The 21334-nt window shown below is 58.7% G+C and carries 17 protein-coding genes; 4 read left to right on the top strand and 13 right to left on the bottom strand.

Annotated elements, in window-relative coordinates; genetic code table 11:
• Positions 1 to 436 precede the first annotated feature (436 nt).
• On the bottom strand, positions 437 to 1909 hold the full coding sequence (locus ACFOTD_RS10555; protein ID WP_378118399.1) for an MDR family MFS transporter: 1473 nt from the start codon (positions 1907 to 1909) through the stop codon (positions 437 to 439).
• Between the two features lie 152 nt (positions 1910 to 2061).
• On the opposite strand from ACFOTD_RS10555, the gene ACFOTD_RS10550 reads away from it, so the two are divergent.
• Positions 2062 to 2634, top strand: a complete 573-nt coding sequence (locus tag ACFOTD_RS10550; RefSeq protein ID WP_378118397.1) for a TetR/AcrR family transcriptional regulator — start codon at positions 2062 to 2064, stop codon at positions 2632 to 2634.
• A gap of 86 nt (positions 2635 to 2720) precedes the next feature.
• On the opposite strand, the gene ACFOTD_RS10545 is transcribed toward ACFOTD_RS10550, so the two are convergent.
• Positions 2721 to 4463, bottom strand: a complete 1743-nt coding sequence (locus ACFOTD_RS10545) for a B12-binding domain-containing radical SAM protein (RefSeq protein WP_378118395.1) — start codon at positions 4461 to 4463, stop codon at positions 2721 to 2723.
• A 235-nt stretch (positions 4464 to 4698) separates the two neighbouring features.
• On the opposite strand from ACFOTD_RS10545, the gene ACFOTD_RS10540 reads away from it, so the two are divergent.
• Positions 4699 to 5625, top strand: coding sequence for an Rpn family recombination-promoting nuclease/putative transposase (locus tag ACFOTD_RS10540; protein WP_378118393.1), 927 nt, complete (start codon positions 4699 to 4701; stop codon positions 5623 to 5625).
• Between the two features lie 46 nt (positions 5626 to 5671).
• Here ACFOTD_RS10540 and ACFOTD_RS10535 read toward each other — a convergent pair whose 3' ends face one another.
• Entirely contained in the window at positions 5672 to 7018 is a 1347-nt protein-coding gene (locus ACFOTD_RS10535) for a GH1 family beta-glucosidase (RefSeq protein ID WP_378118391.1), read from the bottom strand.
• 120 nt (positions 7019 to 7138) lie between these two features.
• A complete protein-coding gene (locus ACFOTD_RS10530) occupies positions 7139 to 8239 on the bottom strand; it encodes a hypothetical protein (RefSeq protein ID WP_378118389.1) in 1101 nt (366 codons plus the stop codon).
• A 190-nt stretch (positions 8240 to 8429) separates the two neighbouring features.
• Between ACFOTD_RS10530 and ACFOTD_RS10525 the strand changes: the two genes are divergently transcribed.
• Complete coding sequence (locus tag ACFOTD_RS10525; protein WP_378118387.1) at positions 8430 to 9233, top strand: Cof-type HAD-IIB family hydrolase; 804 nt, start codon at positions 8430 to 8432, stop codon at positions 9231 to 9233.
• A gap of 105 nt (positions 9234 to 9338) precedes the next feature.
• Here the strand turns inward: ACFOTD_RS10525 and ACFOTD_RS10520 are convergent, their stop codons facing one another.
• The 5 genes from ACFOTD_RS10520 to cysT form a co-directional block, all read right to left on the bottom strand.
• A complete protein-coding gene (locus tag ACFOTD_RS10520) occupies positions 9339 to 9698 on the bottom strand; it encodes a helix-turn-helix domain-containing protein (RefSeq protein WP_378118385.1) in 360 nt (119 codons plus the stop codon).
• 1025 nt (positions 9699 to 10723) lie between these two features.
• Positions 10724 to 11821: a sulfate ABC transporter substrate-binding protein gene (locus tag ACFOTD_RS10515; protein ID WP_378118383.1), complete on the bottom strand. Its 1098-nt coding sequence runs from the start codon at positions 11819 to 11821 to the stop codon at positions 10724 to 10726.
• A gap of 97 nt (positions 11822 to 11918) precedes the next feature.
• Positions 11919 to 12986: a sulfate/molybdate ABC transporter ATP-binding protein gene (locus ACFOTD_RS10510; protein WP_378118381.1), complete on the bottom strand. Its 1068-nt coding sequence runs from the start codon at positions 12984 to 12986 to the stop codon at positions 11919 to 11921.
• Positions 12987 to 12988: 2 nt separating this feature from the next.
• On the bottom strand, positions 12989 to 13786 hold the full coding sequence (locus ACFOTD_RS10505; protein WP_378118412.1) for a sulfate ABC transporter permease subunit: 798 nt from the start codon (positions 13784 to 13786) through the stop codon (positions 12989 to 12991).
• A 2-nt stretch (positions 13787 to 13788) separates the two neighbouring features.
• A complete protein-coding gene (gene cysT, locus ACFOTD_RS10500) occupies positions 13789 to 14601 on the bottom strand; it encodes a sulfate ABC transporter permease subunit CysT (protein ID WP_378118379.1) in 813 nt (270 codons plus the stop codon).
• A 168-nt stretch (positions 14602 to 14769) separates the two neighbouring features.
• Between cysT and ACFOTD_RS10495 the strand changes: the two genes are divergently transcribed.
• Complete coding sequence (locus ACFOTD_RS10495) at positions 14770 to 15171, top strand: secondary thiamine-phosphate synthase enzyme YjbQ (protein ID WP_378118377.1); 402 nt, start codon at positions 14770 to 14772, stop codon at positions 15169 to 15171.
• An 89-nt stretch (positions 15172 to 15260) separates the two neighbouring features.
• Here ACFOTD_RS10495 and ACFOTD_RS10490 read toward each other — a convergent pair whose 3' ends face one another.
• The 4 genes from ACFOTD_RS10490 to ACFOTD_RS10475 all read right to left on the bottom strand — a co-directional run bounded on the left by ACFOTD_RS10490 (position 15261) and on the right by ACFOTD_RS10475 (position 21315).
• On the bottom strand, positions 15261 to 15896 hold the full coding sequence (locus tag ACFOTD_RS10490; RefSeq protein ID WP_378118375.1) for a YigZ family protein: 636 nt from the start codon (positions 15894 to 15896) through the stop codon (positions 15261 to 15263).
• Between the two features lie 141 nt (positions 15897 to 16037).
• The gene (locus ACFOTD_RS10485) at positions 16038 to 17387 is read right to left on the bottom strand and encodes a glucose-6-phosphate isomerase (protein WP_378118373.1); all 1350 of its coding nucleotides are present in this window, start codon (positions 17385 to 17387) and stop codon (positions 16038 to 16040) included.
• 125 nt (positions 17388 to 17512) lie between these two features.
• Positions 17513 to 19594 (bottom strand): alpha-amylase family protein, encoded by a 2082-nt coding sequence (locus ACFOTD_RS10480; RefSeq protein ID WP_378118371.1) that lies wholly within the window; start codon positions 19592 to 19594, stop codon positions 17513 to 17515.
• Between the two features lie 65 nt (positions 19595 to 19659).
• Positions 19660 to 21315, bottom strand: coding sequence for an ABC transporter substrate-binding protein (locus ACFOTD_RS10475; RefSeq protein WP_378118369.1), 1656 nt, complete (start codon positions 21313 to 21315; stop codon positions 19660 to 19662).
• Positions 21316 to 21334: the final 19 nt, after the last annotated feature.

The following is a 21334-nucleotide window of genomic DNA, read 5'->3' as shown; positions in this document are numbered from 1 at the left end:
CTGAAAGCGGCGAGCAAAGTGCCAAGAGGAAGGACCAAAGGCCGCCAAACGCGTAAAACACCAGCTCCGCTGTTACAGCCGCACCACTGCGATGTGGCGCTTACGAAGCCGTCGAAAAGAAAAAGACGATAAACCCAATTTTTGGATTTTGCAACCTACTGTAGCATGCCTCTGCTCTTTTTAAAAAGTCGAGCGAAATGCGGATGTAAAATTTTACATTAAGGCACTTTTTGAGGAAACTCCTCAATCCAAGGCAGCTTTTATGCAACGCTAGTGAAGCGAGTTCCGCTATTCTCCTCATTTTCCCCCATGTCCCGCACCTTAACGGAAAAAACTTCCGCTATACGCCCCCATTTCTCCCCTGCACTACGAAAAAAAGCACTGCCTCCCCGCCGGCAAGCGGCGGATGGCAGTGCTTTTCCTATGATGCGAGGCCTTAAGCGACCTGCTTGGTCTCCTGCTCCTCCGGCGCCTTCGTGCGGCGAATGAACAAGCCGACGACCAGCGCGACGAGCGCGACGATAAAGCCGATCCAGAACGCGTCGTGCAAGCCTGCCATCAGTCCGGATACCTGCTCGGCCGGCGCGGTCGGTTCCTCGGAGCCGGCCAGATAGTTTTTGGAGCCCGTCGACATGATGCTGATGAACAGCGCCGTACCGATCGCCCCGGATACCTGCTGCAGCGTATTGAGGATAGCCGTGCCGTGCGGGTACAGATGCCGCGGCAGTTGGTTCAATCCCGTCGTCTGCGCGGGCATCATGACCATCGAGATGCCGACCAGCATGACGATGTGGATGAAGATGACGTACCCCTTGGAGACGTCCGCGTCGATGCCGGTGAACATCCATACCGACAACGCCGTGAGCGCCAGCCCCGGAATGACGAGCACGCGCGGACCGAACTTGTCGAACAGCTTGCCCGATACCGGCGCCATAATCCCGTTGATGATGCTGCCCGGCAGCATGAGCAGGCCCGACTTGAAGGCGGTCAACAGGAGCGCGCTTTGCAGGAACATCGGCAGAATGGTCATCGTGGAGAACATCGTCATCATAACGACGAACAGCAATACGGTAACCAGGCTGAACATCGGATACTTGAAGGCGCGCAAATTCAGGATCGGCTCCTTCACGACCAATTGGCGCCAGATGAACAGCAGCAGGGACACGCCGCCGGCCGCGAGAGACCATACGACCTCCGTATCTCCCCAGCCGCTCTCGCCCGCTTTGCTGAAGCCGTACACGATGCCGCCGAAGCCGATTGTCGACAGCAGGATCGAGACGATATCGACCTTAGGCTTGGTCAGATCGGTGACGTTGCGCAGGAAAGCCGCGGCGAAAATAATGGAGAAGGCCGCCAGCGGGAGCACCAGGTAGAACAGCCAGCGCCAATTGAGCGCATCGATAATCAGTCCCGACAGCGTCGGTCCGATCGCCGGCGCGAACATGATGACGAGGCCGATCAGGCCCATCGCCGCTCCCCGTTTTTCGACCGGGAAAATGACGAGGATCGTATTCATCAGCACGGGCAGCATCAGTCCCGTCCCCATCGCCTGCACGACGCGGCCCGTGAGCAGTACGCCGAATTCGGGCGCAAAAGCCGAGATGGCCGTGCCTATGAGAAATAAAGTCATCGCGGACAAAAACATTTGCCGCGTCGTAAACCATTGCTGCAGCAGCGCCGTGATCGGCACCAAAACGCCGATGACGAGCATATAAGCCGTGCTGAGCCATTGAATCGTCGTCGCGCCGACGTTAAATTCCTTCATCAAGTCAGGCAGCGCATTCCCGAGCAGCGTCTCGTTGAGAATCGCCACGAATGCCCCGATGATGAGCGAAAAGACGATCGGCCCCCGGCGTATCTTGCTTAAATCGATTGTCGCCCCTCCGGACGACGGTGATGCCCCGTTCATGGATGAAGCCTCCTATCCGCATTCTCTTTGTCTACACTTGTATGTTTATTTGTACAAGTGTTAGTCTTTACTATACAATGCGTTCGCCGTCCTCGGTCAAGAACCAAATCGCAATAAATGTAGTCTAATCTACATTGGAGGCATTAATGTATATGAAAAACGACGGGACTACCGATCTTAGAGTGCGACGCACGCGCAAGCTGCTTTGGGACGCGCTGATGGCGCTGCTCGGCGAGTCCGGCCGGACGTTCGAATCGCTCACCGTCGCCGAGATTTGCGAGCGGGCGATGGTACACCGGACGACGTTTTACAAGCATTTCGAGGACAAATACCATCTGCTGTGCGCAGGCTTCGAGGAATTGAACAAGGAGCTGGCGGCCATGGACTTCGAAGAGAGAATGCGGCGTCCGATGCAGCTGCTCGAACAATTCGGGCATCAGCGGCAGTTCCGTACGATCATGAAGTCCGAACAAGAATCCACGTCGATCAAAAGTCTCATGCAGCGCATCGGATCGGGCTTTTTGAAAAACGATTTGCTTGCGCTCGAGCAAAAAGACGGGCCCTTCCCCGTTCCGGCCGAGATCATCGCCGAATTTTACGCCGGCGCGATCAACGGGGTGGCCGCCTGGTGGGTGCAGCACGGCGGGCACATCCCCGCGGAGACAATGGACCGCTATATCGGAGAGCTGCTGAACCCGGCGATATTCAATCGTCAAGCTCCATGAAAACCTCCATGAAAAGAACGGCTGCGCGGAGTGCCAGCCGTTCTTTCTTTGTCCGATACGGATTGAAGTGATTTACTTGCAGTGATTTAATTGCCGGCAGCGATTCGTTCCTGCCCGTCTAAAACGACCATCCGCGCGGGCGCTTCCCCGGCGCCGTGAACGAACACGAGCGTCGTCTCCCGCGAACGGTCGACGACGCCTTCCCGCTCCCAGCGCTCATAATCGAACGGCACGCGATCGATCGACGCTTTTTTAACCAAGTCCCGCTCCTCCACGCCGAGCTCGGATGCCGCCCGCTTGAACCGGAAGGTCCAATCGTCCTTCCCGAGCCGGTCCTCCCACCACATTTTGCGCGGCTTGTACTTGTGCTGGAGATAAAAGTCGATCTTGAGGAGCGCAAGGGTCACGTCCAGATCGAGCGCAGGATGCCGGTCCTCCTCGAGGAAGGTCCACAGCCGGACGAACAAGTCCTCAAGCTGGTGGCCGATTCGCTGCCAGCCGCGCGCTTCCCAAAAGTCGCCAAACCGCTGGAAAAAGTCGAATGGCGACGGATACGCCACATGGACCAAATATTCGATCGTCCGATTCATGCGGTGCGCATTCCAGTACTTCTCCAGCACATCCTCCACGCGCTTGATGCGGACGATGTCCGCGAACGGCATGAGGTCGTTGCCGAGCATCTCGTAAGGCGCTCTGTCCATGTAAATATAGCCGAACTTTTCCGCGTCCTGCCGAAGTCCCGTCCCGCGGAGCATCTTGAGGAAGCCAAGCTGCAGCTCCTCGGGGCGAAGCGCGAACACGTCGTTAAACGTTTTGCGGAACGTATCGTAGTCCTCATGCGGCAGGCCGGCGATCAAATCGAGATGCTGGTCGATCTTCCCGCTTTCCTTGACCTTTGTCACGGTGCGTACGAGCTTGCTCCAGTTCTGCCTGCGTTGTACCGCCAGATTGGTGACGTCGTTGGTCGACTGGACGCCGATCTCGAAGCGGAAGACGCCGGGCGGCGCGTGCTCCGCCAAATAATCGAGCACCTCCGGCCGCATGATGTCAGCCGTAATCTCGAACTGGAAAACGCAGCCTCGATGATTCTCGATAAGGAACCGGAACATCTCGAGCGCATAATCCCGCTTGATGTTAAACGTGCGGTCCACGAACTTGATCAGCTTCGCCCCGCTGTCGATCAGGTATAAAATGTCGGCCTTGACCCGGTCCATATCGAAGTAGCGGACGCCGACCTCGATGCTCGACAGGCAGAATTGACAGCTGAACGGGCACCCGCGGCTCGTCTCGAAGTAGACGACGCGATTGGCGAGGCTCGGCACGTCCTCCTCGAACCGGTACGGCGAGGGCAGCGTCGCCAGATCCAGCTTCGGACGACCGGGATTGACGACGATCTCGTCTCCCTTGCGATAGGCGAGGCCAAAGACGAAATGAAACTTGCGGCTGCCGGACAACTCGCGCAACAGATCGCGCAGGGTCTCTTCCCCTTCGCCCATGATGATATGGTCGACCGCCGGCAGGCGCCGCATCCACTGTTCCGTGTCGTAAGACACCTCGGGGCCGCCCAGGACGATCGTCGCGTTAGGCAAAATCTTGCGCAGCATGTCGATGACGGTGATCGTCTCTTCGATGTTCCAGATATAGCAGGAGAAGCCAATGACGTCGGGCTGCCTGGCGAACAGATCGGAAGCGATGGTCATCGGCGGGTCCTTGATCGTGTATTCCGCAATGTCCATCGGAAACTCGTCCTGGCTATATGCCTTGAGGCAGCGCAGGGCAAGCGAAGTATGAATGTATTTGGCGTTCAGCGTCGCGAGGACGACTTTCATGCTTGTCCCTCTCTTTGAAAACAGAATTCAGCTTACTCCATTGTAAGGGATTGCGGTTGCCGTGTAAAAGCGGAGGCGTACCGGTACGCGGGTGGCGCGGATAGCGGTTGCCCGATCCAGTCTCAGCATGCTATGATCTTAGCAATATATTCCCGGCAGCAAAGCATGCGCCGCAAGCTTCTCTATTCGAGAGCTTGCGGCTTTTTGCGTTCCGGACGAGAATGGGAGGATAAAAATGGCGCCGCACGATGAAGCCTTCAAGAAACTGCTGCAAACTTTTTTCAAAGAATTTATTCAGTTGTTTTTCCCCGAGTTGGACGAATGGATCGACTATTCCCATACGCGATTGCTTATGCAGGAGCTTCTGGTCGATATAGTCGGCTCGGAGGCTAGACAGCTGGACTTACTGATGGAGACCAAGCTTAAAGGCCAGGACGCCTACATCCTTTTTCACCTGGAACCGCAATCTTATCGGGATCCGAAATTCGTAGAACGAATGTATATTTACTTCAGCAGGCTTTTCGAAAAATACCGCAAGGCGCACAAGCTGATCGTTCCCATCGCGATCTTTACCGGAGACGGCATGAAAAACGAACCGGATACGTTGTCGATGGCGCTGCCTTGGCACGAAATCTTCCGATTCCGGATGCTCAAGCTCGAGCTCGGCCAACAGGATTGGCGAAGGTTTATCGACTCCGACAACCCTGTAGCCGCTGCGCTGCTGGCCAAGATGGGCTATAATAAAAAAGACCGTCGCAGCTTGAGACTCGCCTATTTGTCGATGCTGCTGCGAATGAAGGGCAAGCTGGATAGCGCCAGACTGGCGCTCGTCCGCTCCATAGCGGATTTATATTACGAGCCTGATGCGACGGAAGAGAAATCTATCATGCAAGAATTCATGAACATGCATCCCGAGGAGGAGGAAACGATCATGGAACTGATGCCTGCGTGGGAACGGTGGGGCTACGAGCGGGGAATGAAGGAAGGCATCGAGCAGGGCATTGAGCAAGGCATCGAGCAAGGCATCCAGCAAGGCAAAAGAGCACTCCAAGAAGCCACGATCGGACGCATGCGGTCCAGAGGATTTTCCGACTCGGAGATCGCGGACCTTCTCGGCCTGCTGCCTGAAGACATGGCCAGTTCGAATTCGGACGCCACATAAATAAAAGCGGCAGACCGGACGGACCGGCTGCCGCTTTTTCATTTCTTTAAGCCTCAAAACCGTCTTGCTCGATCACGCTTTGAATAAACAGGTAGCTGTCCTTCGGATAACGCTTGAGCGTCTTGTAGTCGGTGTAAACGATTCCGAAGCGCTTGACGTAACCTTCCGCCCACTCGAAGTTGTCGAGCAGCGACCAGGCGAAGTATCCCTTCAGCGGCACGCCGGACTCGATCAGACGATGGCACTGGATGAAGTGCTTTTTAAAATAGTCGGCGCGCTTCGCGTCGTGAACGCGGCCTTCCGTCGTCAGCTCGTCCTCGTAGCACGCGCCGTTTTCCGTAATGTAAATCGACACTTCGCCGTATTCTTCATGCACCCACGACAGCACCTTGTACAACCCGTCCGCGTAAACGTTCCAATCCATGTAAGTCTTGTCGAAGCCGACCTGCACTTCCTCGCAGTCGAACAGCCCTTCGCCTTCCTTGTATCGGCCGAAGCCGCCGCTATAGAAGTTTACGCCGATGAAGTCGATTGGCTGCGCGATCGTCTCCATGTCGCCGGGCTGGATCGGCACCTCGACGCCGTTGCCCTTGAACCAGTCGACCATGAACTGCGGATATTGCCCCTTGAACGTCGGGTCCATGAACCACTCGTTGTTGTACGCGCGATTGCGATGCGCGGCGGCGACGTCTTCCGGCTTGGTCGTATACGGCTCGAACCAATACAGGTTGTGCGTCGTGCCGATCTCGCCCGGGGTGCCAAGCGCACGGAATGCCTTCACCGCTTCGCCGTGCGCGACCATGCAGTTGTGCGCGACGTTGACGGCAAGCTGCAGGTCGGTGTTGCCCGGCGCATGCGCTCCGATATAGTTGGACAGGAACGATACGCACCAGGTCTCGTTAAACGTGATCCACTGCTTAACCTTGCCGCCGAACGCCTTGAACGCGGTCTCCGCGTAACGGACGAACGCGCGGATCGTGTCTCGGTTGTCCCAGCCGCCCTTGTCCTGCAGCGCCTGCGGCAGATCCCAGTGGTACAGCGTCACGCAAGGCTCGATGCCGGCGGCCAGCAGGCCGTCAATGACCTTGGCATAATAATCGAGCCCCTTTTGGTTCAGCTCGCCGTCTCCGTCCGGATAAATGCGCGGCCAAGCGATCGAAAAGCGGTATGCCCTGACCCCCAGGTTTTTGAGCAGCGCGATATCTTCTTCATAACGGTGATAGCTGTCGCAGGCGACGTCGCCCGTATCGCCGTTAACGACCTTGCCCGGCGTGCGGGAGAACGTATCCCAGATCGACATTCCCCGTCCGTCTTCGTTATATGCCCCTTCGATCTGGTAGGAAGCGGTAGCCGTTCCCCAGACGAAATCCTTCGGAAATTGAATCGAAGCCATTTTTAACCCCTCCGCACAAAGTAATCGTATGGCGCACGCATCATGTAAAACGTTTTCCATACTCTATTTTATACAAATTGTCCGCGTGCGCCCATACGATATCCTGTGCGATATTGGCGCTTACTTATTCGGATTGGCTTCGTCTAGCAGCTTGCGGGCATTCGCCTCCAGCCCGTCGTAGAATGCCTTGACCTCCGGAATGGCGACCTGCTCCCCGCCTTTGCCCTTTTTGTAGACAACGCCTCCCGTTTTCTCCACGATGGCCAGAAATTCCTGGGCGAGCTTTGCCGTAACCGTGCCCGGAGCATCGGCGATGTTCTTTTCCAGCGATGCTTTGACCTGCGAATCGAGCTTGAACGTATCGAAGTCGAAAACCGGCGTGTTGTCCAGTCCCATCAGCAAAAACGGGATGTAACGCGTAGCAAACAAATCCTCGGCCTGCCCGCGCTCGGGCGCATCGGGATGCGCAACCACGTAGGCTTCCGCTTGGGCGGCGCGCGCGGCGACCTCCGCACGCTCGATGACGAGCCCCCCGTCCGAGGCCGACTTCTGATCCGACTCGACGGCCAGCAGCGAGATATAATCCTTCATCGCGGCTGTCACCCGCGCGTCCGCGCGTTTCAGCTTGCCATAATCTATGACGGGGAAATAGTAGCCCTCGGTCGTCTCCAGCTTGTATCCGCCGTCTATGGCGCCCTGAGCGAGCGCGCGAACCTGATCATCCTTAATTTGACCGATTTGCTGCGCGGTAGGCGGCCAATCGAGCTTTTGCAGCGCCTGCTGGACCTTTTCCGGCTCGAACTTCCCCTGCAAATCCGGCAGTCGCCGATCATAATAGGCGAGCATCTCTCGCATGAGCGCATCTCCAGTTTCCGGCGAGGCCTGCGCAAGCTTGTCGTCAAGCGCCTTGTTCAACTCCGCGGCCGACAGGTCGGACTGGGCTTGCTCCTTGAACGCCTCGAGCAGCGCGGCTTCGGCATTGTCATCGGATGTCGCGCTTGCCGACGGCGAAGGCGATGCGGATGCGCTTGCGGCCGGACCCGCGCTCGCCGAAGACGTCTGTGCCGGCGCCGAGGCTGTGACGGTTGCCGAAGCGTCCGGAGCGGCATCGTTCGACCCGCTAGAGCAAGCCGCAAGGCCGACCGACAACAACAGCACGAGTCCGAATGCAGGCTGGCGCATGACCGACCTTCGCTTCGTTTGTTCTCTCGTATCGCGCATTGGACCTCTTCCTTTCCACCCTGTCTTGTAATAGCTATTTACCCATTCGCTGGTTGGCCTTCGAACGATTAGACGGCTCTGGCACAAGAATGGTTCCACGATTAGGAAATTTTATACATTTTCCTGCGTACTCAAATGCGTTACAATCGAGGAAACCTGTCCCCCTACATAAAAAGGAGAGAAACCTGCCATGTCTTCTTACCGGCTCATCGCGATCGACCTCGACGATACGCTGCTAAACGACAAGCTCGAAGTAACCGAAGCGACGAAGGACGCGCTCGCGCAAGCGATATCGCAAGGCGTCCATGTGACCCTGGCTACGGGCCGCATGTTTGCCTCGGCCAAGCAGACGGCCGCTCAGGTCGGCCTGAACGTACCGCTCATCACTTACCAAGGCTCGCTGGTCCGCAATCTGCTCGACGAGCGCACGTTGTACGAGCGTTCCGTCGACCTCGAAGCCGTCCGCAAGCTGTACGGCTTTACGCGCGCCCGCAAGCTGCACTTGCAGACTTATATTGACGACAAGCTCTATTCCTTTGACGACGGAGACCGACTGGCCGCTTACGCAAAGCAATCGAACATTCCCTATACCGTCGAGCCCGAGCTGGACGCGCTGCCGGCCGGACATCATACGAAGCTGATCATCATCGACGAGCCGGCTATGCTGGACGAGATTGCGCCTGAGCTTCATGCGCTGCTCGGACCGGATGTTCATATCACGAAGTCCAAGCCGCATTATTTAGAATTCACGCACAGCGAAGGCACCAAAGGGCATGCGCTTCAATTTCTGGCCGAGCATTACGGCTTGACGATGGATCAAACGATCGCGATCGGCGACTCCTGGAACGACCGCGAGATGATCGAGGCCGCCGGTCTCGGCGTCGCCATGGCGAACGCGGTTCCCGCGCTGCGCGAGATCGCCGACTACATTACTGCAAGCAACAACGAGGATGGCGTAAAGCAGGTCGTCGACAAATTTATTTTGAACGCTTAAGTTCGCCGGTTCGCTGTTAGCCCCATGCCTGGTTCCCTCGAAGATCCGTTTTGAACATCAAAAAAGGCTTCCGCAAGCTCTTATTCAGAGCAGCCCGGAAGCCTTTTACGATTTTCGCCGATCGGCGTCCTTCTCTTTTTTCCGCTTCTCGCGCAGAAGCCGGTACATCTCGAGCTGTTCCCGCAGATGTCCCGCCTCTTCCTCCGTTAGCGTCTGTTCGACGCCTTGAATGACAAAACGGTTCGGATCGGCGGAAGGCTGTTCCTTATCGATGCCCGTCAGCAGCCAATCGAGCGATACCTCGTAGATGCTTGCAAGCTCCCGCAATATTTCATTATCCGGCTGCGACCGGTTGTTCTCGTATTTGGATATCGTGGTGAAGTCTACGCCCAGCGCGCCCGCGACATCGTTTTGCGTCATATGCTTTTCTTGCCTGGCCAGCTTCAAGCGTTTGCCGAATGTCAACGGTTACACCCCGCACTTTTTGCTCCAGTATAAGAGATTTCAAATCGGCTTCGGCCCTACTTGCATATAAATCAAGTTTTTACTTGAATTTTTTACAATTTTTATTTAATATAAAATCAATACATGAAGTTACTTCAATGGAGGGAACGTTCATTTTTATTCACGATCAGCCTTACCCGATGTATTATTGGATCATTAGTCTTTCCGTCATACTCATCCTCGTCGGATTCCTCGTGCGCAGCGAACGCCGCAAGCGCCGGTCGGAGAGGGACGATGAGACCCCTTAAAAAGAAAACCGTTCGAGCGTCGAGCCCGAACGGTTTGTGGAAGACTTCGCGATACGAGTTCTCCATAAAACAAAGTAGGACCGTCAGGGGGAGATCGTCCTGACGGTCCTTTAAGTTTGGCGGATACCCGGAACTGAAATCGTGAAGAACGCCCGTCGATGGCTCATCGGCAGCCATGCCCATGGACCCGCGTTACGGCGCGTGCGTTCTCGCCGGATGTTGTCGCTTGCGTTCCGTCGCCTACATTCCGTCGCCTACATTCCGTCACCTGCGTTCCGTCGCTTGCGTTCCTTTGACGGCGTTTCGTCACCTGCGTTCCGTCACTGTATTCCATCACTTGCTTTCCGTCGCTTGCGTTCCGTTGACTGCATCATCCCTAACAGCAATGCCTGCAAATATACATCTTTTTCCGCCGAAGTCGACCCTTTTAACTACGAAAGATGCAAATATGCAGTTATTTTACGTCATCAGCCGGATTTCCGGCTTGCGCATTGGATTTACCTGCATATTTGCAGGTATTTCACCAGATACCGTTGGTCGGCAGACAATACATGTATAGATGCAGGTTTTTGAGGCTCGCAAGCCACCGTAATGCTCCAGCATACCGAAGGTACGGATACTCGACTGCGAATGCCGCCCAATTTATACTTTCTGATCTTCCAAAAAAAGACGAAGGCGCCGAACGCGCCTTCGTCCTTTGTCGTGTTGTTCGTTGTCGTGCTGTTCTTTTTCGTGCGATCACTTGCCGGCCAGCACCTGATACCATACGCCGCGTTTGGCGTACAGCTCGCTCCGAACCTGGCTCCATCCCCCGAGATAGCCGATATCGAACAAGCCGGAGGGCGTCGCGTACCGGTCCGCATAGCGGCTCGCCACCTCTTCGTTCACCGGCCGGAAGCCATGCTCCGCGAACACCTTTTGCGCTTCCGCCCCGCTCATGTATGCGACCAACGCCTCGGCGGCTTCGCGAACGCCGTGCGCGTCCGCGTTGACATCGACGACGCCCGCCGGATTCTCGATCAGGATCGTATCCTCCGGCGTCACGATGTCGTAATGCACGCCCTGCGCCACCCGGGCAAGCAGCTCGTTTTCATAGGTGACGATCACGTCGCCGACCCCGTATTCGAATGCCGCCATAGATGCGCGGCCGCTTTTGTCCATCGATTCGACATTCCGGTAGACGGCTTTCAAGAAGGTCTTGGCGGCATCCGGATCCTTCTTCCCCGAATCGCGCTCCGCCTGCTTCAGCCCGGCGCCATAGATCGCGTTGATGTCCCATTGCGCGCCGCCCGATACCTTCGGGTTGGGAAACAGCACTTTAACGCCTGGTTTGGCGAGATCCGCGAAGCCGGTAATGCCAAGCGGATTGCCTTCCCGCGTACCCAATACGACGATCGAGCGCGTGATCATGCCGCTCGTCTCCGTCTTTTTCCAATCCGCGCTCATAAGCCCGGCCTTGACGATCTTGTCCATATCGCCCTCGAGCGACAGCACGGCGACATCCGCCTTGAAGCCCCCGACGATCGATCTGGCCTGGGTACCCGACGCCTCGTAGGACTCCTGGAACTTGAGCTTCTGTCCCGTCTTCGCTTCCCATTCCCGGCCGAAGGCGGGCAGAATCTCCTGCAGCGCGTCCTTCGCGACCGAGTACGCGCCGACGACGATAGTCGCGGTCCCCGCATCCTGCGCGGCGCTGCCTTCGCCTTCGGCTGGAGAGCCGTTAGACGATTGCGCGCCGCCGCAGCCGGCCAGCGAGGCCGTGAGCGCCGCGGCCAGCAGCCATCCGCTCAGCCGGCGGCCAGCGCCGCGCCGCCTTGTTATCTTGTTGCTATTCAAGAACGCCAACCTCCCGGCGGTGCCTCCGCAGGCTCCCGCATATGCAACCGAACGATCGCAGACGATCGGCAGCCCTCGCGGACTGCCGGCGCCTTTATCAGATATAAACGAACATCGGGTCAGCTTTCAGCTTGTTTTCCATCACCCAACTGTCGCTGTCGTTGAACAAATACGCGCGGTGAACGAGCACCTGCACTTCGTCGCCCGGATGGAGCACTTCTTTCTCGAGCGATCTGTAGGTGACGAGCTTGATCCCGCCTACCTCTACCTCCACGAGCCATTCGCTGCCGCGGAAATGAATGTGGCTGACGCGGCCGGCTTCCGTCGCCGAGAGCAGCTGCGTGAACTCTTCCTTGCGTCCGATCTCGATATACTCCGGCCGGATCAGGCCTTTGGTGCCCGCAGATGCAGCTGCGTCGGCGAAGCCGCGAAGCTCGCCGATGTTGTCGACGATGCGGGACTCCCCGATAAAGCCGGCGACGAACGGCGTCTTGGGATCCTTGTAAATTTCCCAAGGAGACCCCTTCTGCTCCAGATTGCCTTTGTTGATGATCATGATCTCGTCCGCGACCTCGATCGCCTCGTCCTGGTCGTGCGTGACGAAAATCGAGGTGATGCCGAGGCGGTCGATCATCTCGCGCAGCCAGGAGCGCAGCTCATGACGGATCTTGGCATCGATCGCCGCGAACGGCTCGTCGAGCAGCAGCAGCTGCGGCTCCGGCGCGAGCGCGCGGGCGAACGCCACGCGCTGACGCTGTCCGCCGGACAGCTGGTGCGGATAGCGGGACTCGAAGCCCTTAAGGCCCGTCAACTCGGTCAGGCTGGCGACGCGTTCCTTGATTTTGGCTTTGTTCCACTTTTTGACCTCGAGGCCGAAGGCGATGTTTTCGCTCACCGTCATGTGCTTGAACAGCGCGTAGTTCTGGAAGACGAACCCGATGCCGCGCTCCTGCGGCGGCAGATCGTTGACCCGCTGGCCGTGGAAAACGATGTCGCCCGAGTCGGGCGTCTCGAGCCCGGCAAGCATGCGCAGGATCGACGTCTTGCCGCCGCCGCTCGGACCGAGCAGGCCGATGAGCTGGCCCTTTTCGACGCTGAAGTCGACGTCCTTGACCGCTTGAAAGCTGCCAAACGATTTATTTAATCCCCGCACTTCGACATGCATGCTCAATGCACTTCCTTTCGGGATTTAGACCATTCCATAACGAGCAGTAGCAGAACCGAAGCCGCAGCCAGCACCAGCGCAACCGAGTTGGCCGCCGTCAGATCGAAGTTCTCGACGTCCTGATATACCAGCGTCGTCGCCGTCTGCGTCTTGTTGATAATGTTGCCCGAGACGACCAGCACGGCGCCGAATTCGCCCAGGCAGCGCGCGACCGTCAAGATAACGCCGTAGACGACGCTCCAGCGGATGAGCGGCCAGGTGACGCGCCAGAACGTCGTCCAGGCGTACGCGCCCATCATGTGCGCGGCCTCCTCCTGCTGGCTGCCGACCTCTTGAAGCACCGGCATGACCTCGCGGATCACGATCGGAAACGTAACGAACAGCGTCGCGAGAATCATGCCCGGCAGCGCGTAAACGATATCTACGCCGGCACGGCCGAGCAGTGCGCCCGCTGCGCTGTCTGGACCGAGCAGCAGGACGATCATGAGGCCGCCGATGACGGGCGAGACGGCGAAGGGCAGGTCGACGATGCCGTTCATGACGGCTTTGAGCCGCTTGCCGAGCCAGCCCGCGCGGACCAGATACAGTGACAGCATGACGCCGAACAGCGTGTTGACCGCGGTAACGCTCGCCGCGATAATGCCGGTCATCAGGAGCGCATGCAGCGCTTCGGGCCGCGTGATGCCCGCCGAGAAGCCGCTCCAGCCGTGATCGAACGCGCCCTGCACGATCCGCAGCAGCGGAACGATCAGGAGAACGGCGAAGATGAGCGTCGTCAAACCGATCCATAACCTTCTGATGGTCAACGGGCTCGCCTCCTTCGGACGAAGCTGACCGTCCATAAAATCAGGAGGGACAAGGTAAGCAGCAAAACCGATACCGCGGCGGCGCCGGCGGGATTGTCGCTCTCGATCTCGCCGAAGATGTAGACGGAGGCGACCAGCGTGCGTCCCGGAATATTGCCAGCGACCAGCACGACCGCGCCGAACTCCGCCAGCGCGCGGGAGAATGCGAGCATGGCCCCGCTCACGATGCCGGGCATCATGCAAGGCAGAATGACCCGCAAGAACGTACGCGACTTCGAAGCGCCCATCGTATACGCAGCTTCCTCCGCGGAAGCGTCGAGCTCCTCGAGCATCGGCTGAACTGCGCGGATCACGAACGGAAACGTAACGAAGACCATGGCGACGACGATCGCCGGCTCATGGAACAGAATCGACGTGCCCAGTCGCTCCGCGCCGCTGCCGATCCAACTGCGGGGTCCGAGCAGCAGCAGGATCATCAGGCCGATGACGGCGGTCGGCAGCGCGAACGGCAGATCGACGAGGCTGTTCAGGAGACTCCGTCCCGGAAACCGGTACCGAACGAGCACCCAGGCCGACATGGTGCCGACCGCCGCGTTGATGATTGTAGAGATCACTGCGAGCTTGACCGTGAGCAGCACGGACTTCCAGGCCAGTGCCTCAGTAATGTTGTCGGCGAACGCCTGAAGGCCGCCTGACAGCGATTGCACGTAAATGCCTGCGATCGGACAAACGATAAGAATGATAAAATAAAGCATGACGGTGCTGCGGAATCCCCAGCTCCACCATCGGCTCTGCAGCATGTTTGTCACGTATGCGAACCTCCAGGATGGGCTTTGTTGCCACTCCATAATTCCTATTAAATTAGTTGGTATTGCTACTTTAGCAGATCGGCCCTTGATTCGTCAACGACATTTCTGTATTTTGTCAAATAGAAGGAGCATCCCTCCAAGGGATGCCCGTATAGGAGGCCGCAAACGATGCTATACAAAGAGAAGCTCCGCACGACTTCCCGCGACGAGATCGTCGATATTACCAGGCAGACCGCCGCGCTCGTCGCGCGCTCCGGCGTTCAGGAAGGCCTGGCCGTCGTTTATTGCCCGCATACGACTGCAGGCATTGCGATCAACGAGAACGCGGATCCCGACGTCAAGCGGGACGTACTGATGCGGCTGGACGAGATCTACCCTTGGACACATCCCAAATACCGTCATGCGGAAGGGAACACGGCTTCCCATCTCAAGGCGATCACGACGGGAAATTCGCAGACGATCATCGTCAGCGGCGGCAAGCTGCTGCTCGGCCGCTGGCAAGGCGTATACTTCTGCGAGTTCGACGGACCGCGGGACCGCGAATACTTCGTCAAGATCGTCGAGGGCTGACGTTGCCGGGCCCGGCGCAGGGCTTGGCGCCGGGCTTCTTGTCCGGTCTGCGGACTGCATGGCTCGCAAGGATGGCTTGAATCATTGACTCATGAGAGCTGCTCCGTAAAATAACGCGCCTCTCCCCTGGTCACGAGCCCCTGGCCTTGCGTCAGATCGGTCATCCAGGCTTCGAAGCGCTCGGCTTCCCCTTCCTCCGGCAGGCACAGTACCCGCACCCGATCGGTAAACGCGACGTCTCCGACCTTCACGCCTTTTCCGCGCAGCTCGTTCTCCAGTTTGCCGTACCAGGTATAATCGACGTCCACCGCGATCTCCCGATGCAGCGCCCGAACGATCGGCCCGGCCGCATCTGTCCCGGCCACGGCGCCGTCGGTGTAAGCGCGGACGAGCCCGCCCGCTCCCAGCATGATCCCGCCAAAATAGCGCGTGACCACGACGACCGTATTTTTCAGCCCGCGGTTTTTGAGCACCTCCAAGATCGGCCGCCCCGCGGTCCCGCTCGGTTCGCCGTCGTCCATCGCCTTCTGCCACTGATCGCGCTCCCCGATCGTATAGGCGGAGCAATTGTGCGTGGCGTTCCAATGGCGTTTCTTGATTTCCTCGATAAAGGCGACCGCTTCCTCTTCGGTCTCTGCAGGCTTCGCGTGGCCGATGAAGCGCGACTTTTTAATGACGACTTCTTGTTCCCCGTATCCGGCTACGGTGGCGTATCGCGCCAGCATGCTCCAACTTCCTTTCCCATTAGCTTAGCTCCGATGCTTGTCACCCAGTTTAACATGAGGCATGGATAAGGAAAAACCGCCCCCGGACGAAGGTCCGAAGGCGGTTGTAGCGGCATCCGTAAGAGATGCGCGGTTCAGGCTTTACAGGCGGGCTTCCAGCTCTTTTTTCTTCTCCTCGAAGCCGGGCTTGCCCAGCAGCGCGAACATGTTGACCTTATAGGCCTCGACGCCCGGCTGGTCGAACGGATTGACGCCCAGCAGGTACCCGCTGACGCCGCAGGCGATCTCGAAGAAGTAGACGAGCTGGCCGAAGCTGTGCGGCGTAAGGTCCGGCAGTTGGACGACCAGGTTAGGCACGTTGCCGTCCGTGTGCGCGAGAATGGTGCCCTCGAACGCCTTTTTGTTCACGAAGTCCAGCGTCTTGCCGGTCAGGAAGTTCAGGCCGTCGAGATTGTCCGCGTCGCTCCGGATCTCGATCTGCTCCGACACCTCGCCGACCTGGAGCACGGTCTCGAAAATGATGCGGTTGCCCTCTTGAATAAATTGCCCCATCGAGTGCAGATCCGTGGAAAAGTCGACGGAGGCCGGATAAATGCCTTTATAATCCTTGCCTTCGCTCTCGCCGTACAGCTGCTTCCACCATTCGGACACGAAGTGCAGGCTCGGCTCGTAGTTGACGAGAATCTCGACCGTCTTGCCCTTGCGGTACAGCGCGTTGCGGATGGCCGCATACTGGTATGCAGGGTTCTCGGCGAGGTTCGGATTGTTCAACGCCGTAGCCGCGTCCTGCGCGCCTTTCATGATCGCTTCGATGTCGATGCCCGCGGTCGCGATCGGCAGCAAACCGACGGCCGTGAGGACCGAGTAGCGTCCGCCGACGTCGTCCGGGATGACGAACGATTCGTAGCCTTCGGCGTTCGCCAGCGTCTTGAGCGCGCCCCGCGCCTTGTCCGTCGTGGCGTAGATACGCTTCTTGGCCGCTTCCTTGCCGTACTTGGTCTCGAGCGCTTCGCGGAAGATGCGGAAGGCGATCGCGGGCTCGGTCGTCGTGCCGGACTTGGAGATGACGTTGATCGACCAGTCCTTGCCTTCGAGCGCCTGCAGCAGATGCGTCACGTACGTCGAGCTGATATTGTTGCCTGCGAAAAAGATCTGCGGCGTCTTGCGCTGATCCTTGGAGAGCGTATTGTAAAAAGAATGCGACAGCATCTCGATCGCGGCGCGGGCGCCGAGATAAGAGCCGCCGATGCCGATGACGACAAGCGCCTCGGAGTCGGATTGAATCTGCTTGGCCGAGGCCTGGATGCGGGCAAACTCTTCCTTGTCGTAGTCAAAGGGAAGATTGATCCAGCCCAGGTAATCCGAGCCCGTGCCCGTACCGTTATGTAGCTGCTCATGCGCCAGCTTCACCGCAGGAGCCAGATAATCGATCTCGTGCTGCCCGATAAACTGCAGCGCCTTGGAATAGTCGAGCGCTATGCTCTTGGCCATCATTTGTTTCCCCTCTCAGGTTCGATTGTTCGCGTCCGGAAGGCACGTAGTTTTAGAATAACCAAAATTCGCCTTAGGTACAAGCAACCGAACCTGGGGAGCACGATGCTTCCCCGAAAACGAGATTATGCAGACGAAGCGGGGACAGCGAGCAAGAACACTACGGAGGCTGCGACGCCGAGCTCGAGCTCGATCGCGTCGTCTCCGAGCCTGACGTCCGGAGCCTCCTCGCCGTACAGAGAAAGCGCGCGTGACACCTCCGTACGGTTTAAGGGCAGCCGGTCCCATCGAATCGTCCGTTTAGCGGCGCGCTCAGCGTCATAGTTAAAGCAAGCGAGCCAGAGCCCTTCGTCGGTACGCAGCGCGAATACGTCCGCAGCGTCCCCGCCGGCGACGCCGTCCACGGGCAGAAACGTCCTGCCCTTGCGCGCCAGCGCGACCGCCTCTCCGCTCGATAGCCAGTCCCGCGCTCTGGCTGCGGCTTCGGGCATGCGGTAGTCGTCTCCGAGCAGCAGCGAGGTGCCAGCGATGAGCGACGCATGCAGCCGGCTGCGTCCCTCGTCCTCCGACGTGGCGCGCTGGTTGTGGCTTTTGTAGAGAACGGTATGGTCGGGGTCGTTAAACCTGTACAGCGTATCGTTGACCCACCAGGCCGACGTCAGCGCGTTCAGCATGTATTCCGTGTCGCCGATCAGGCCGAAAGCGTCGCAGGAGATGCGGCGGCTGTGCGCATAGCCGTGCGGGAACAGCGGCGCGATCGACAGGTTGATGAAAAACGGACGGCCGATCCGCGCCGGGTCGAGCGCGTCCCTAACGACGGACATGCCGTAATTGTACGCCTGGATGCCGGTCTCGATCTCGTGCAGCGCATGCTTGCCCTCCATCGCGCCATGCGTAAGGAAGTCCAGCTTGACGTAGCTGAAGCCGGCGGACACGAATCTGGCCAGCTGCCGGCGGATCGATTCGACGACGATCGGGTGGGTCGGATCCATCGCATAAGCGCCGTCGAGCATCGGCAGGAGCGCGCCTGCCTCGTCCTTGAGCAGCAGCTCCCTGTAAACGACGCCCTCGAAGCCCTCGACGGGCTTCTCCGGATCGCGTCCCCAATAGGCGAAAGGCGTCGCGTAAATGCCGGGCAGCTGCCCGTTCGCGCGGACGCGGTCTACGCAAGCCTGCAATTCCGCTTCGTTCAGATGATTCCAGAAGGCGTCGAAGTTCACGAACACGGCGTCGTCCTCGCCCAGCGCGCCGCCCGCCTGGAGCGCTTCGCCGATGAAGTCGGACACGCGCATGTACACGTCGGCATCCAGCTTGTCCATGACGGCGGACCAGCTGTTCCAACCGAAAGGCACGCCGCCCTCCCAGGGCAGCGCGGGCGCGGTCTCCGCATTCGCCCGGCCGTAAGCCTCCAGACCTTCCCGATAATCGTCGTATTTGCCGACGAAGACGAGCGGCGAGCGAATCTCGCGTCCCGACACGGCTCCATGTCTCAGCGTATCGCGGGTATGCAGTCCGGCTGCGCCGCCGTATATACGCAGCCTGGCGATCTCGCCGGCAAAGGTTCCCGCTGCTTCGACGCCCGTCTTCCATACGTCGTGGGAGACGGATCCGAAGACGAAGCCGCGGCGGCTCGCGGGATGATAGACGGAGGTCACCTCATAGCTCTCCACGTCGCAAGGGATCGGATGCGCCGCATACCGGACCCATTTGTCGTTGTCGAACGGCACGAACAGCACCCGCAGCTCCTTGTCTTCGGCCCGGGCCTCCGCCTCCTCTCCGAACGACAGCACGGAGCCGTCGTTGCGCAGCGCGCACAGGGGGCTGATCTCGCGCGTCGACCAGGACGTCTCGCGCGAAGCGGTCAGCTCCGTCAGCGCATAGGGCCGTCCCGCCGTGAGGACAAAGCGCTGGCGCAGCGCGGGGCTATCGGCATCCGCTCCGCGATGCTCGATCGTCCAGGATAACGTGCTCCCGCCTGCTGCGGCTCCGTCCGCAAGCACGGATTCCTGCAGCAGGACATGGCTCCCCGCATGCGTCGTCCGCCACATCCGGTCGCCGGCGAGCGTCTCGCCGTGCGTATCCAGGACGGACGAACCGTCCGCCCACCGATAAGCGGTCGTGCCGCTCCGCAGATCGTTTTCGACCCGCATGATCCCGTTGTCGGCGACGAACCGGTTGCCGTCGTTTTCGATGATCCAGCTATTCATAATTAGCCTCCGTCCGGATGCGGAAAAGGAGCGGCATCGCTGCTGCCCCTTTTTCCCGTTCCATCTTATTTCCAGAGCGACAGGCGCTCCTGGTAATTATCGTTGATAACCTTCTCGACCTTGTCGCTGCCGGCGGACTTCATGTCCGAGAGCATCTTGTCGTACGCGGCGTTCGCGTCGGCTTCGCTCTTGGCGATGATCACCTTGGTGACGGACTGCGTCATCAGATCTTGCACCTTCTGCATGGTGAGCGCCTCGGGCGTGCCGCCCTGCGGGCCCAGATTCTCGTAGGCGTCGTTGTCGTAGACGGAATCCGCCAGGTTTTTAATCGCCATCTTATCGATCTCGTTGCGGTCGTAGCGTCCGGCCAGATCGTACGGCGTACCGTCCGTGCCTTTTCCGTTTTTGATGAACCAGGTCCACTTGCGGATGCCGGACTGCTTCACGAAGCCGCTCCAGTCGTCCTTGAATCCTTGCATCGTCTCGGGACGAGGCACGTGCTTGCCGTCCTTCATGTCCCAGTCCTTGCCCTCGATCCCCCACATCAACAGGTATTGGCCTTCCTCGCTGGCCAGGAAGTTGATGAATTTCATCGTGCGCTCGGGATCCTTGTTCGCCTTCGTGATGCCGATCGCGTCCCAGCCGAGCGAGCTCTTGGGACTATAGGTCGTCTTCGAGGGATCGACCCCGTTCGCTACGACCTTATAGGCATAAAACTCCTTTTCGACGCCGTCATCCTTTTTCAGCGCCGTGTTGGCATCGCCCAGATCCCAATATGCGCCCGTCGAGGCGAGTACGGCGCCGGACGAGAGCTTTTGCAGCCAGGACTCCTTCTTGTTGATGGCCCAGTCGACGTCGATCAATCCGTCGCGGTACAGCTTGTTCATATAAAGCAGCATCTCGCGATACTTGGGATCCGTTACGTCAAATTGAAGCTTCCCGTCCTGCTCGTAATACGATTTCAGGCCGAACATGCCCTTGAACGTACCGAGCGTGGCGCCCATATTCGAGCCGTCCATCGTCAGCGGCACCGACGGCTTGCCGTTCACGTTCGGATACTTCGCCTTGAAGCTTCGCAGCAGCGCTTCGAATTCGTCGGCCGTAAACGGCTTGCCGCCCTCCGCCTTGTCCGGCGCGAGCTCCTTGAGCAGGTCCATGCGGATGTTGAAGCCGCCGTTCGGCTCGTCTTTTTCGAATCCGTACCAGTTGGACAAATAATAATTTTTGCCGTCTTTGAAACGGGTTTTGTTGAGCATGTCGCCGTACATGCTCTTGACGTCCGGGCCGTACTTCTCGATCAGGTCGTCCAGCGGGACAAGCGCGCCGGCAGCGATGTATTTGTTCACGATGTCGCCGCCGCGGTCCATCAGCACGATGTCCGGCAGATCGCTGCTCGCCAGCATCAGGTTCAGCTTCTCCGCCGGGTTGCCCGTCGGCTGCTGGATCTCGACGGTAACGCCGGTCCGCTTGGTAATCTCCTGCGCCACGGCATTGTTAAAGGCGTCGCCCGTATTTTTGTCAAAAAAGGTGAGCGTGATCGGCTTCTCGTCCGCGCCGGCGGACGGGCTCGCGGAAGCGCCGGCCGACGCCGGAGCGCTCCCGCTGGCGGACGGACTCGCGGACGTATCGCCGTTGTTATTATTATTGCCGCAGGCGCCCAGCATAGAGGCGAGAAGCGTGAAGCCGGCAGCGTATACGACCGATTTTTTCAGGCTGGTCATGGTATTTCCCCCCGAATGA

It is taken from the genome of Cohnella sp. GCM10012308 (genome assembly GCF_042649185.1).
GTDB lineage: Bacteria > Bacillota > Bacilli > Paenibacillales > Paenibacillaceae > Cohnella.
Note: the sequence above shows the minus strand (reverse complement) of the source record. Positions and strands in the feature narration are given on the sequence as shown.

Bases quoted from the DNA above. Each gene is read 5' to 3' on its own strand.
- ACFOTD_RS10555 (WP_378118399.1), bottom strand. From the start codon at position 1,909: ATGAACGGGGCATCACCGTCGTCCGGAGGGGCGACAATCGATTTAAGC.
- ACFOTD_RS10550 (WP_378118397.1), top strand. From the start codon at position 2,062: ATGAAAAACGACGGGACTACCGATCTTAGAGTGCGACGCACGCGCAAG.
- ACFOTD_RS10545 (WP_378118395.1), bottom strand. From the start codon at position 4,463: ATGAAAGTCGTCCTCGCGACGCTGAACGCCAAATACATTCATACTTCG.
- ACFOTD_RS10540 (WP_378118393.1), top strand. From the start codon at position 4,699: ATGGCGCCGCACGATGAAGCCTTCAAGAAACTGCTGCAAACTTTTTTC.
- ACFOTD_RS10535 (WP_378118391.1), bottom strand. From the start codon at position 7,018: ATGGCTTCGATTCAATTTCCGAAGGATTTCGTCTGGGGAACGGCTACC.
- ACFOTD_RS10530 (WP_378118389.1), bottom strand. From the start codon at position 8,239: ATGCGCGATACGAGAGAACAAACGAAGCGAAGGTCGGTCATGCGCCAG.
- ACFOTD_RS10525 (WP_378118387.1), top strand. From the start codon at position 8,430: ATGTCTTCTTACCGGCTCATCGCGATCGACCTCGACGATACGCTGCTA.
- ACFOTD_RS10510 (WP_378118381.1), bottom strand. From the start codon at position 12,986: ATGCATGTCGAAGTGCGGGGATTAAATAAATCGTTTGGCAGCTTTCAA.
- ACFOTD_RS10495 (WP_378118377.1), top strand. From the start codon at position 14,770: ATGCTATACAAAGAGAAGCTCCGCACGACTTCCCGCGACGAGATCGTC.
- ACFOTD_RS10490 (WP_378118375.1), bottom strand. From the start codon at position 15,896: ATGCTGGCGCGATACGCCACCGTAGCCGGATACGGGGAACAAGAAGTC.
- ACFOTD_RS10485 (WP_378118373.1), bottom strand. From the start codon at position 17,387: ATGGCCAAGAGCATAGCGCTCGACTATTCCAAGGCGCTGCAGTTTATC.
- ACFOTD_RS10480 (WP_378118371.1), bottom strand. From the start codon at position 19,594: ATGAATAGCTGGATCATCGAAAACGACGGCAACCGGTTCGTCGCCGAC.
- ACFOTD_RS10475 (WP_378118369.1), bottom strand. From the start codon at position 21,315: ATGACCAGCCTGAAAAAATCGGTCGTATACGCTGCCGGCTTCACGCTT.